The sequence below is a fragment of the Winogradskya consettensis genome (assembly GCF_018332715.1).
GTDB lineage: Bacteria > Actinomycetota > Actinomycetes > Mycobacteriales > Micromonosporaceae > Actinoplanes > Actinoplanes consettensis.
Map to the genome: position 1 here is coordinate 221,787 of NZ_BOQP01000004.1, position 12,212 is coordinate 233,998.

The following is a 12,212-nucleotide window of genomic DNA, read 5'->3' on the forward strand; positions in this document are numbered from 1 at the left end:
TTCCTCTGCGGAGCGATCCCGGTCAATGCGCGGCGGGGCCGTCCGGGTCGCTGGCGGGAACTGCCGCTCGCAACTGCCGGTCGGTCGCCGGCCTGCGGCGCACCCGGTGGGCGGTCAGCCTGCTGCGGATCCGGGCGCCATCCGGGTGGCCGAGCCGGTCGAGCGCCGCAGCGGCCGCCCGCCACGCCGTGGCCGCCGCCTGCCGGCGCCCGGTCGCGTGATGGACGTCGCCGAGCTCCGCCCGCACGGTTGCCTCCGCGAGCAGGTCCCCGGCGGCGTGGTGCGCCTCCAGCGCCCGGGTCAGGCACCGCGCCGCCTCGGTGTAGTCACCCATCCGCCGGTGCACACCGCCGATGCCGGCCAACATGGCGGCCCGCCCGGCCGGATCGTCGAGCCCGTCGTTCAGCGCCAGGGCCCGGTGGAAGTGGGCCAGCGCGGCGACGTGCCGGCCCAGTCGCGCGTTCGCCCCGCCCACCCCGGCCAGCGCCCGCGCCTCGAAGACCGCACTCCCGGCCCGGCGGAAGAGCCCGAGCGCGGTCAGCGTCTGCTCCAGCGCCTCGCGGGGAGGGCTGAGCGGCGCCGACACGAGCAGCGTGTGCGCCTGCCCGATCCCGTCCCCCAGCGCCAGGCTCAGCTGCGTGGCGCGGCGGAAACAGCCCGCGGCCTCGTCGTCCCGGCCGAGCCGGGCGCAGGCCTCCCCCAGATTGCGCAGCACCGTCGCCTGCCCCGCCTCGTCGTGCTGGCGGACGGCAGCTGCCAGCGCGGCCTGCTCGACGGCCAGCCATGACGACCAGTGCCCGCCGCGGTCCAGATGATCACGCAGCAGCCAGGCCAGCCCGCGGATGTCCCCGTCGCGGCCGGCGGTCACCGCCCTGCCGAGACCGGCAAGCAGGGTGTCGTGCTCGGCGGCGAACCAGGCACGCGCCTCGTCAGCGGTGTGCACCTCCTCGACGGCGGGCAGCGGTGCCCGATGCGGGTCGAGGTGCCGGGCCGCGGCCAGGCCCGTTCGCAGGTCAGGGCCGTGGCGGGCGGGCGCGGTGGTCAGGACGGTGCACAGGGGCGCGGACGCCATGGTGGCGGCGCGGGCGGCGGCCGCGGCGATGACCAACGGCGATCCGCCGCACCCCGCGAGGAAACGGGACACGACACCGGCTTCGGCGGCGACCCGCCGCGCACCGACCCGCCGCACGAGAACCTCATGGGCCTCCCCCGGCGTGAGCGGCCCCACCGTGACCAGGCCGGCCGTCTCGGTGGCCAGCAGCTCCGGCAACGGTTCCCGGCTGGTCACCACGGTCCGGCAGCCCGCGCCGCCGGGCAGCAGCGGCCGGACCTGCGCGGCGGAGGTGGCGCCGTCCAGCACCACCAGCACTTTTCTGCCCGCGAGCACGCTGCGGTAGAGCGCCGCCGCATTCGCCGGAATCAGCTCCGCGGGCACCCCCAGCGCACCGAGCACCGCCCGCTCCGGAGCCACCTGGTGCCCCAGCGCCACGTAGATCTGACCATCCGGAAAGGACGTTTTCACCCGGTGCGCCCAGTCGAGCACGGCGGTTGACTTGCCGATCCCCTCCGGCCCGGTCACCACGCACACCTCCGCGCCCGCGTCGAGGGCCGCGCTCAGCTCCGGCCGGGCGACGATCCCCTCGGGCACCCGGGGTAGCTGCGCCGGCGTCACCCAGGCCCGCAATGGATCACTGACCTGCCGATGGGCGGCGGCCAGCCGGTCACCCGGTGCGACGTCCAGCTCGGCGGCCAGGCGCCGGCTGATCCGACCGTACGCCCGGAGCGCCCCCGCCCGGTCCCCCGCGCGACCCAGCGCGAGCATCAGCTCGGCGTGCAACGGCTCGTGCAGGGGCTCAGCGGCCGCGACCTCGGCGATCAGGTCACGATGCACATCGGTGTCGTCCGCCCGGGCACAGGCGATGGCGGCGGCCACCCGGCGCCGCCCGAGATCCTTGGCCAGGGCGTCGCCGCCCAGCTCCACCGCGATCGGACCACGCCAGCACCGCAGGGCCTGGGCGGCGTCCCCGGCCTCGAGCAGGTCGACGAACCGCGCGGCGTCCACACCCTCCCGCTCGACATGCAGCAGACAGCCGTCCTGCTCGACATGCAGAACTCCCGGTCCGAGTTTCCGGCTCAGCTCCTGCGCGTTCTCCTCGTCCTTTGCGGCTGCTTCGTCAAACGGAAGGAATGCATTCGGGCGCAATGCGAGCCGGGCAAGCATCCGGCGCGAATCCTCGTTCTCCACCGTCACCTGCTGACCGCCGCGAGTGACGACCAGCGGCCCGAGCACCCCGATCCGCAGCACCGGCGGCCCGAGCCCGGCGATCTCCTCGGCGGACAGCTCCAATGCCGCCGCGAGCTGCCGCAACGACCGCGCCCGCGGCGTGGTGACCCGGTTGCTCTCCAGGTCGCGCACCATGCGCGCACTCAGCCCGCTGCGCCCCGCCAGCTGCTCCTGCGTAAGCCCCAACCTTTGCCGGTAAGCAAGGATCAGATCGCCCACCCGGCCCGCCGATCCCCCGGCCACTTCCCGCCATTGTCCACCCACTCCGGCCACCCCCGAGCGCCCCGTTCCGACGCCGACAATAGCGAACCATAAAGATCAACATCACCCCGCTCAACATTGACGTTAATCAAATCAATAACAACTGCCCGGCCACGTCCCACCCCAGGCGTCGAAGGCCCGCCGATCCCGGATCACACGGCGCTCCTCTCCACGATCGCCGCCGCGACCGCCGCGCCGTTCTCCGTCGCCAGCCGCCCGGCCAGCACCTTCGCCCGGCGTGCGGGATCCTCACCGAGCAGCGGCTCGGCAGCGCGCACCAGACGGCGTACCGAAGGCTCGGTGAAGCGGAAGGTGTCACCCACGCCGAGCCGCGCACGACCCCGCCTCAGAACGGCTGGTCCGAGAACACCGAGCAGACCAGGGTGGGCAGTCCCGCCCCGAGCGACGCCGCGGTCGACCCCGCCCCACCGTGATGCACCGGCATGCTGCCGATTCCGAAGTAGACCAGCGCCTCCCCCGCGTCCAGCCAGGCACGCAGCCCGGATCAACCCCGGCCCGCTGCGCGGCCGACAGCCTCATGAACCCCACCAGCGGCCGCCGAGCACTCCGGTCCGCAAGCTCCGGGACCAGATGCCTGCTGTACGCCTGCAGCTCGACCGATCCCGCCAGCCCCAGCCCCAGCCGCACCGCCGCCGGAGCCGTGGCGGGCGGGCGGCAACCCGAGCTCCGCCCGGAACCCCAGGAGATCGAGGGCGTTACCCGTTGCCGGGCCGGACCAGCCCCGACTCGTACGCGTAGACCACCGCCTGCACCCGGTCGCGCAGCCCGAGTTTCGCCAGGATCCGGCCGACGTGGGTCTTCACCGTCGCCTCGGCCACCTGCAGGCGGGTGCTGATCTCGGCGTTCGACAGCCCCTCCGCCACCAGGAGCATGACCTCGCGCTCGCGCTCGGTCAGGCCGGGCAGGTCCGCCGCCGTCGCACCGGCGGCCACGAGGCGCCCGGAGAAGCGGTCCAGCATCCGGCGCGTGACCCGGGGTGCGACCACCGCCTCGCCGCCGGCGACCACGCGGATCGCGTTGAGCAACTCCTCCGGCGGCACGCTCTTGAGCAGGAAGCCACTGGCCCCTGCCTGCAGGGCGGCGAACGCGTCGTCGTCGGTGTCGAACGTGGTCAGCGCCAGAACCCTCGGCAGCGGACCGGCCGCGCAGATCTGCCTGGTCGCGGACACGCCGTCGAGCACGGGCATCCGCAGGTCCATCACGACGACGTCGGCCGGGGTTGTCCGGAGCAGCCGCAGTGCTTCGGCGCCGTCACCGGCCTCTCCGACCACGGTCATGTCCTCCTGGTAGTCGAGGACCATCCGCAGACCGGCCCGGATGAGGTGCTGGTCGTCGACGAGCAGGATCCGGATCATGCCGGCACCGCCCGGTCTGCCGGCACCGTCCGGTCCGCGGTGAGGGGGATGCGGGCGTGGACCCGCCAGCCGCCGTCCGGGCCGGGGCCGGCGTCGAAGCTGCCCCCGTGCAGGGACACCCGTTCGCGCATGCCGATCAGCCCGTGCCCGCCGTAGTTCTCCATGTCGATGGTGGTCCCGGTGTCGGTCACGTCGATCTGGATGAAGTCCGGCCGGTTCTGCACCCGCACGGTCGCCGTAGGTGCCGGGCCCGCGTGCTTCAGGGTGTTCGTGAGCGACTCCTGCACGATCCGGTAGAACGCCAGCGCCACCGCGCTGGGGACCTCGGGCGGCGCACCGTCGACGATCAGCTCAGCGGTCAGGCCGGCGTCCCGGGCCCGCTGGACCACGGCGCCGATCTGGTCCAGCGCGACCGGGTTGCGGTCGAACGAGCCGTCGCCCGCACCCCGGAGCAACTCGACGAGTTGCCGGATCTCCTCCAGCGCGTCGCTGCCGGTCGCGCCGATCGTCCGTAACGCCTCACGGGCGCGGCCCGGATCGTGGTCGAACGCGTACGCCGCCCCGTTCGCCTGCAGGACGATCACCGACAGGGAGTGGGCGACGATGTCGTGCAGTTCCCGGGCGATCTGTGTGCGCTCCTCGGCCACCGCGAGCCGGGCCACATGGTCCCGTTCCCGTTCCGTGCTCCGGAGGCGCTCGCGGGCGAACCGCACGGTCAGCCCGGCCACCCAGACGACGGCAGCGAAACCGAGCATCGTCGCGGCGTTGTGCACGAGGTCACCGAGCCGGACCGGTTGCCAGCCGGCGTCGGTGTTGGGGTGTGCCGACAGCAGCAGGCTCGCGAACAGCAGCCCGCCGAGGCCGCCCGCGATCACGCCACGCAGGGTCGCCGCGTGCACGACAGCCGCGTACATCGCGATGCCCACCGTGAGCAGCAGCATGCCCTCGTGCAGTTTCGTTCCGCCGACCTCGACGTTCGCCGTCAGCACGGTCAGCACCATCACCGCGGCGAGCACGATGAGCGGACGGTGGCGCCGGGCGAGCAGCAGCAACCCGGCCAGCACGCCGAAGAGCAGGCCGCTCAGCGGGGACCGGTGCCACCACCAGGTGGCCAGCGCGGCCACCGAGCCCGACACGAGCAGGTCGGCCGGCGAGACTCGGCGCCGCGAGAACATGAATCCGAGCAGGTCATTCACTACGCAACTCCTGTGTCCGAAGGAGGCGGAACAACAATGGCAGGCTACCCGCGGTGACCGCTACGACCATCGCGGCGACCGCGGCGGTGATCCCGGCTATCACCGGCCAGTCGAGGTCGACGGGCCCATGGGTGGCCGCCAGCAGGACCGCCGAGAGGCTGCTGCCGACGATGACCGACAGCAGCAGTCCGACCGTGGCCGGGACGGCGACCTGGTAGAGAACCGCCGCCGACAGCGTGCGCCGCGGGGTGCCGAAGGCGGCCAGGACGGCCAGCAGCCGGCGCCGTTCGCGCAACTGCTCGGTGACGTTGACGAGCATGCTGGCGCCGATGAACAGCAGCAGCAGGACCGCGCAGGCCTGAGCGACCTGCCGCGCGCCGGCGAACTGGTTACCGACCCGGTCGTCGCCGAACAGCTGCAGGGGCGCCGCCGGATCCAGCCGGATCATGGTGTTGCGGACGTGTTCGATCGCGTCCGGGTCTGCGGGATCCAGCCGTAGCAGGTACGCGTCGACGGGCAGCCCGCCCCGGATCCCGAGCGCCGACGGCGTCGCCAGGAACGCCACGGGCCCCGCGTCGCTCGTGTACTGCTCGACAACCGGCAGGCCGGCAGCCACCTCCCACCGCGACAACGGCTTCTTCTCGTCGGTGCCGTAGACCCCCACGCTCGCGCCGGGCGGTAGCACCGTGGTCTGGTACCAGCCGGACATGGTGCCGGCGAAACTGTCACCGTCCGTGCAGGACGGCAACGGCGCGTACTGACGCAGTGTGTCGCAGTCGCCAACGCGTACGGTGACGCCTGCTTGATCGTCGCCGTCCTGGCGTAGCTCGGCGTAACCGGAGGTGCGCACCTGCCGGACCCCCGGCGTGCCGACCAGGGCGGCCTCCCAGCCGGTCCCGTCAGCGCCGTTGGTGTAGACCACCGCCTGGAAGCGGTCGTCCGGCGGCTGCACACCGTTGTTCGCCGCGACGGATGCGGCGAGGATCCCCTGAATGGCGATGATCCCGGCCACCGACACGGCGATGCCCGAGACGGACCGCACCGCGGTGTCGCTGTCCAGCTGCAGACGCCGGATCCCCAACTGCCACGCGACGCTGCCACCGCCGAGCCCCCGCACCACCGCCTGCACCAGCCAGGGCAGCAGCACCACCACACCGATCAGCAGGAGCACCACTCCGGCGGCGAGCTGCGCCTCCGACCCCGCCGGATCATCGAGCAGGGGATAGAGCAGAGCCGCACCGACGGCCGGAGGAATCAGCCGCCACCAGATCCGGCGCCGCCGCGCCCCGCTCTGCCGCACCACACCGAGCGGTTCGATGACGACCCGGCGCAACGCGGCAAGCGTCACCAGCACAGCCCCCACCGGCACGAGCACCACGATCAAGAGAAGCAGGATTGGGACAGGCCGCAGATCCGACGGGTACGGGCTGAAGTCAACCGGCAGCAGACCCCCCACTACCCGGCGCAGCCCGAGGAACCCGAGCCCGCCGGCCCCGAGCCCCAGCACCGCGCCGATCAGGGTGTCACCGGCGGCGATGCGCCGGGTCATCGCGGCGTCCGCGCCCACGAGCCGGACCGCGGCGAGCTGACGTTCCCGGCTCTCACTGCCGAACCGCACAGCCGTCGTCACGAACACCAGGACCGGCAGCACCATGATCACCGACCCGATCACGACGAGCACCACGATCGCCGGGTCGGTCACCGGCGCGGCCCCACCGCCGAACGACGTGATCCGCGCGGCCCCGTCGTCCCGGGTCAGCGTGCCGGAACCCACGTAGAAGTAGACCTCGTCGGGCCCCGAGAGCCCCCGCGGACCGATGACGCCGACCACCCGGGCGGACCACCGATCGCCCAGCACCGCACCACCGGGCCCGTTGATGAGCGCTGCCAGGGCGGGTGACACGACCATCTCCCCCGCCGCCGGCACCCGGTCGACCCCGGGCGGGACCGGCGCGCGGTCACCCTCGGGCCGCAGGATCCTGCCCCGGACAGCCTCGTCACGGAACCGGGTCTGCGTGGTCAGAGCCAGCAGCGTGCCCGGCCCGGCCCGCTCGGCGGTGACACCCATCGCCCGGTCGGCCAGCCGCTGCTGACGGTTCGTGCTCGCCGTCGGGGCGGCCGCCATGAGCAGCAGCATCGCGACACCGAACCCGACCCCCGCCGCGATCAGGGTCAGCCGCAGCCAGCCGGAACGGCCTCCGGCGACGCTCAGCCGCACGCCCAGAGCCAGATCACCGGCGGCGCTCACCGCGCGCCCTGCCGTTCGACGGCGGCTCCGTCACGGAAGACGGCCTCCCGGTCGGCGAACGCGGCGATGCGGGTCTCGTGCGTGACCAGCACCACCGCGCTCCCCCGCTCCCTCGCGGCGGCGACGAGCAGGCCCATCACCTGCTCACCGTTGCGGGAGTCGAGCGCCCCGGTCGGCTCGTCAGCGAAGATCACGCGTGGACCGGTGACCAGTGCCCGGGCCACCGCGACCCGCTGCCCCTGCCCGCCGGACACCTGCCCAGGACGTTTGCCGGCCACCTCGCTCACCCCCAGCCGGGCGAGCAGCTCGGCGGCCGGCCCCCGCGCTCCGGCCCGCCGCACCCCGCTCAGTCGCAGCGGCAGCTCGACGTTCTCCTGGCAGGTGAGCTCCGGCACCAGCTGACCGAACTGGAACACGAACCCGAACTCCCGGCGCCGCAGGGCACTGCGCTCGCGGTCCGTCAGGGTCGTCAGCTCCCGGCCGTCGTAGCGCACCCGCCCGGAATCCGGCGCGAGGATCCCGGAGAGGCAGTGCAACAACGTCGACTTGCCGGACCCCGAGGGCCCGGTGAGCGCCAGCACCTCGCCCGGGGAGACCCGCAACGACGCCCCGTTCAACGCCCGGGTGACACCGAACGACTTACTCAGATCTTCCGCGGCGAGCAGAGGTGGGGACAAGGGACGCTCCAGGGCGGTCGGCGTTCGAGGACGCCTCCCACGTTAGGAACGGAACGGCCCGCGGGCGTCCGCACAAAAGATGGCTTCTCGTGTACGACTTGAGGCGTACACGCGTGCCTTCATACGACCAAAGGGCTACCCCTCTCGGGGTCCTGAAACGACGGTGACGCCGGGTCAGCGCCCGGCTTCGGTGGGGTCAGCGCCGTAGACGAGGCGCAGGATCGCGTCGGTGAGGGTGTCGATCAGTTCGTCCTCGTCGTAGGCGCCGGGATTGGCGTAGACGTCGGCGAACATGATGCCGCGCAGGTGGACGGCCATCTTGGCGATCAGGTCGGGAGAGCCGCCCACCGTCAGGCCGGCCCGGGCGTCGCGCTGGATGCGCTTGCTGAACAGCGTGCAGCCCTCGTCGACGAACCGGGCGCGGACGTGCATCACCTCGGGGCCCGGATCGGGCGAGATGAAGGCCTCGCTCAGCCAGCGCCCGTCGACCTTCCATCTCGCCAGCCCCGCGGCCAGGCCGCGGCGCAGCTCGTCGCGGCCGAGGCCCTCGGCGGCGAGCCACTCGGCCGTCTCGTCGTCGGCCTCGGCGAGCCGCTGGTCGACGAGCGCGGCGAGCAGCGCCTGCTTGGACTCGAAGTAGAAGTAGAAGCCGGACCGGGCGATGCCGGCCGCCCCGGCCAGCTCGTCGATGGTGGCCTGGCCGATCGGTTTGTCCCGGAAGACCGCTCGTGCGGCATCGATCAGGGACTGCTCCCGCTGGTCGCCCTTCGTGGGGGCGCGGCGGCTGTTGATGGCTGGCACGGCGCCGATTCTACAGTCCATCGGGCGGAATCGACGCTCCATCTTTTATTTTCGACACGACGTTGATAATGCTCGGCTACGCGTCTACGTTCGGTCCCATGACCAACAGAGCGCGCCTCGCGCTACCCGTCGCCTCCTACGCGGTGCTGCTCGTGTCGGCGCTGCAGACCCTGGTCGTCCCGGTCGTCGCGAATATCCAGGCCGACCTGGGCGTCTCCACCAGCGCGGCCAGCTGGGTCGTGACCGCCAATCTGCTCGCCGCCGCGGTGTTCACCCCGATGCTCGGCCGCCTGGGCGATCTGTTCGGCCGCCGCCCGGTGATGCTCGGCGTGCTGACCGTCGTCCTGCTCGGCTCGGTGCTCGCCGCCACAACCTCCAGCCTCCCGCTGCTGCTCGCCGGCCGGGTCGCCCAGGCCGCCAGCTTCGGACTCTTTCCCCTGGCCATCGGCATGCTCCGCGAGGAGCTCGACCCGAAACGACTCACCGGTGCGATGGCCCTGGTCAGCGGCATGCTCTCGGTCGGCGCCGGCTTCGGCCTCGTGGTCACCGGCCTCCTGATGCGTCACGGCGGTGACTACCACCGCCTGTTCTGGCTGGCCACCGCGCTGACCGCGATCGGCATGGCCGGCGTGTGGCTGCTCCCCCGCCGCGCGGGCGCCGCCACGGGCAGCCTCGACTGGACCGGCGCCGCCCTGCTCGGACTCGGCCTGGTGCTGCTGATCCTCCCCCTCGAAGAAGGCAACGGCTGGGGCTGGGGATCGGCCCGCGTGCTGGGCTCATTGGCCGGCGCGGTCGTCGTACTCACCGCTTTCGTCCTCTTCGAACGCCGCACCACCCACCCGCTGATCAGCACCCGGATGCTCACCCACCGCCCGCTCGTGGTGGCCAACGCGACCGGCCTGTTCCTCGGCTTCTCGATGTTCGCGGTGTTCCTGTCCGTCTCGGCCCTCGTCCAAACCCCGCACGACCTCGCCGGCTACGGCTTCGGCGCGTCGGTGCTCGCCGCCAGCCTGGTCTACCTGCTGCCCGGCACCGCGGGCGGCGTGATCTCCGCACCCCTCGGCGGCCGCCTGGTCGTCCGCTTCGGCGCGAAGTCAACCCTGGTGATCGCGGCCGCGGTGGCCGGCGCCGGCTTCGCGATGCTCACCGTCCTGCACTCCGCGACCTGGGAGATCATCGTCGGAGCCCTCATGGTCAACACCGGAGTGACATTTGGGTACGCCGCCCTGCCCGCACTCCTGATCGCCCACGTCGAACCCGCCGAAACCGGCATCGCGAACAGCGTGAACTCCATCTCCCGCTCGATCGGCATGTCCCTCGGCACCGCCTTCGTGGTCACCATGGTCACCCGCAACCCGATCCCGGGCCCGGTTCCACTGCCCCACGAGTCCCAGTTCGTCGCCGTCTTCGTAACCGGCGCGATCCTCGCGGCCATCGCCGCCGTCATGGTCGGCCTGGCGCTGCCCCGCACCCGCCGGCCAGAACTCACGGTCCCCGAAGTAGAGGCCGACGAGGTTCTCGGCGCGGCCGGCCTGGCCAGCCGCTGAATCACCCCTTCGCGTACGGGTCGCGGCCGGTCCCGCGCACTGCGGCGGCCGCGGCCTCGGCGACGTCCGTAGCGGCACCGTCGAGCACGTAGACCCGCGTGGTCGCATTACCGCGCGGCACCAGCAGCCCGGCACGCGTCAACGCCTGGATGTCACGGATGGCCTGGTCCCGGCTCAGTCCTTCGTCCTGCTGATAGGTCGTACGCCGGACCTCGCCGACCGCGGCACCATAGAGCGCGGAAACCACCCGCTCAGGCAGCCCCCTCTCAGCAGCCAGTCCGGCGAGGTCGTTCCACAGAAGCACGGTCCAGTCGTGGCGCCTTTTCACGCGCTGCGCCTGCCGATGATGCGCGCCGAACACGAACCTGAGCCACGCGTGAGCGTCCCGCTCCGGCTGGAACGTGCCGTCCTGCGTGGACCGCAACGCCTCGTAGTAGAGGACGGTGTTCGTCTGCTCGCCCAGCCACTCCTCGATCGAGGAGAACTCCGGAGCCAACTCCCCCACCCGGGCCAGCACCAGCGTGTGCAGCGCCCGCGCCGTGCGCCCGTTGCCGTCCCGCCAGGGGTGGATGGCCACCAGGTTGAGATGAGCCATCGCCGCTCGTGCATACGCCGGAGCATCGAGGTCACCGTCCCGCAGCCACTCGACAAGCTCGCCCATGAGCCCGGGAACCAGGTCAGCGTCAGGCCCGGTGTACGCAGGCTCCAGCGGGTCACTGCTCGTCACGTAGATCCCACCGGCGCGGTAGCGTCCCGGCCACTTCGCGGGCTGATACTTCGTAATCATGAAGTGCAGTGCCGACAGGAGCATCTCCGAATAATCGAAGAAGCCCATCAACGGCGCCTGCTGCACATAGGTCATCGCGTCCCGATAGCCGATGACCGCCTGCTGCGTCTCGTCGCCGGCCTCAGCGGACATTGGAGCGCGCTCCACCAACGCCCGCGCGTCAGCACTGCTGATCGTGATGTTCTCGATCGTGTTGGAACCCTGGATCGCCGCCGCGAACAGGCTCCGCCGCAGCTGGCCCTCCCAGTGCGGCTTGGACCGCAGCTGCGCCTGAAGCTCGGCACGCATCTCACCCAGTTCACCCAGAACCCGGAGGTCCGCAGCATCCAGCGCCGGCATCGCGTACAGCATGCGCCAATGCTACAACGCCAGTAGCATCACCGTCGGGACGGAGAGTTGTCGGGCTGGTAGCTCGCCACCAAGGTGGTTACATAAGCGAGCGGATCGACCTCGACGTTGAAATTGGGCGGGAGGTATTCGGTGACGGCTTCGACGGCGGGTAGGAACGGCCCGAACTCCTCACCCCAGCGCTGAAAGACGTCCGAGGCAACGCTGGCTTGCACGGCGGCCAACTCCGCGTCGCGCTCACCCCAGATTCCCCATTTCCCCGATGGGCCGGTCACGGCCACAATGTCACCGCTCAAGAGGAAAGACGCCTGACCGGCGCCAGTCGGCGGTTCGAGTATGACGCGTGAGTAATCATCAATACCCGCGCCCGTACTCATCGAGAAAGCCGGCCACCAGCCATAGCGGGGAAAATGATGATCCTCGCCATCCGGTTCGATGACGATCACGATCACGTCATCGTCATCGTCATCGTGCAGGCGGGCCAGTTCGCTGAGGGCGGGCCAGAAGTCCTCGCCGAGAACTGAGTCGAACTGACAGAAAAGGGTCACCGGGCCAGGCCTGCGAAAGACTATGTCCGGGAACCGCGTCGACAGATCGAAGGTGGCCGACGCATAGGCCCGGAGACGACGATACCCTTCACGATCCCCGACGAGTCCGCTCTCGCTTCCCATCAGCCACCAATCGGAT

10 protein-coding genes are annotated in these 12,212 nt (G+C 71.6%); 1 reads left to right on the forward strand and 9 read right to left on the reverse strand.

Annotated elements, in window-relative coordinates; all coding sequences use genetic code 11:
* Positions 1 to 22 precede the first annotated feature (22 nt).
* The 7 genes from Aco04nite_RS04725 to Aco04nite_RS04755 form a co-directional block, all read right to left on the reverse strand.
* Complete coding sequence (locus Aco04nite_RS04725; protein WP_308161614.1) at positions 23 to 2,557, reverse strand: BTAD domain-containing putative transcriptional regulator; 2,535 nt, start codon at positions 2,555 to 2,557, stop codon at positions 23 to 25.
* 140 nt (positions 2,558 to 2,697) lie between these two features.
* The gene (locus Aco04nite_RS04730) at positions 2,698 to 2,868 is read right to left on the reverse strand and encodes a hypothetical protein (protein WP_212995920.1); all 171 of its coding nucleotides are present in this window, start codon (positions 2,866 to 2,868) and stop codon (positions 2,698 to 2,700) included.
* Positions 2,869 to 3,261: 393 nt separating this feature from the next.
* Entirely contained in the window at positions 3,262 to 3,921 is a 660-nt protein-coding gene (locus tag Aco04nite_RS04735; protein WP_212995921.1) for a response regulator, read from the reverse strand.
* Positions 3,918 to 5,117: a sensor histidine kinase gene (locus Aco04nite_RS04740; RefSeq protein ID WP_212995922.1), complete on the reverse strand. Its 1,200-nt coding sequence runs from the start codon at positions 5,115 to 5,117 to the stop codon at positions 3,918 to 3,920. Before Aco04nite_RS04740 ends, Aco04nite_RS04735 begins: the two co-directional genes overlap by 4 nt.
* Positions 5,110 to 7,365: an FtsX-like permease family protein gene (locus Aco04nite_RS04745; protein WP_212995923.1), complete on the reverse strand. Its 2,256-nt coding sequence runs from the start codon at positions 7,363 to 7,365 to the stop codon at positions 5,110 to 5,112. Before Aco04nite_RS04745 ends, Aco04nite_RS04740 begins: the two co-directional genes overlap by 8 nt.
* Complete coding sequence (locus Aco04nite_RS04750) at positions 7,362 to 8,042, reverse strand: ABC transporter ATP-binding protein (RefSeq protein ID WP_212995924.1); 681 nt, start codon at positions 8,040 to 8,042, stop codon at positions 7,362 to 7,364. The genes Aco04nite_RS04745 and Aco04nite_RS04750 overlap by 4 nt, the downstream gene beginning before the upstream one ends.
* 174 nt (positions 8,043 to 8,216) lie before the next feature.
* The gene (locus Aco04nite_RS04755; protein WP_212995925.1) at positions 8,217 to 8,843 is read right to left on the reverse strand and encodes a TetR/AcrR family transcriptional regulator; all 627 of its coding nucleotides are present in this window, start codon (positions 8,841 to 8,843) and stop codon (positions 8,217 to 8,219) included.
* Positions 8,844 to 8,941: 98 nt separating this feature from the next.
* Between Aco04nite_RS04755 and Aco04nite_RS04760 the strand changes: the two genes are divergently transcribed.
* Complete coding sequence (locus tag Aco04nite_RS04760; protein ID WP_244875755.1) at positions 8,942 to 10,390, forward strand: MFS transporter; 1,449 nt, start codon at positions 8,942 to 8,944, stop codon at positions 10,388 to 10,390.
* 1 nt (position 10,391) lies between these two features.
* Here the strand turns inward: Aco04nite_RS04760 and Aco04nite_RS04765 are convergent, their stop codons facing one another.
* Together Aco04nite_RS04765 and Aco04nite_RS04770 are read right to left on the reverse strand one after the other, a co-directional pair.
* Positions 10,392 to 11,528: a Fic family protein gene (locus tag Aco04nite_RS04765; RefSeq protein WP_212995927.1), complete on the reverse strand. Its 1,137-nt coding sequence runs from the start codon at positions 11,526 to 11,528 to the stop codon at positions 10,392 to 10,394.
* A gap of 26 nt (positions 11,529 to 11,554) precedes the next feature.
* Positions 11,555 to 12,196 carry a hypothetical protein gene (locus Aco04nite_RS04770; protein ID WP_212995928.1) on the reverse strand — a complete coding sequence of 214 codons (642 nt, stop codon included), beginning with the start codon at positions 12,194 to 12,196 and terminating at the stop codon, positions 11,555 to 11,557.
* Between the last annotated feature and the right edge of the window lie 16 nt (positions 12,197 to 12,212).

Excerpts from the sequence above, each read along its gene's own strand:
- Aco04nite_RS04735 (WP_212995921.1), bottom strand. The coding sequence starts at position 3,921 with ATGATCCGGATCCTGCTCGTCGACGACCAGCACCTCATCCGGGCCGGT.
- Aco04nite_RS04760 (WP_244875755.1), top strand. The coding sequence starts at position 8,942 with ATGACCAACAGAGCGCGCCTCGCGCTACCCGTCGCCTCCTACGCGGTG.
- Aco04nite_RS04765 (WP_212995927.1), bottom strand. The coding sequence starts at position 11,528 with ATGCTGTACGCGATGCCGGCGCTGGATGCTGCGGACCTCCGGGTTCTG.
- Aco04nite_RS04770 (WP_212995928.1), bottom strand. The coding sequence starts at position 12,196 with ATGGGAAGCGAGAGCGGACTCGTCGGGGATCGTGAAGGGTATCGTCGT.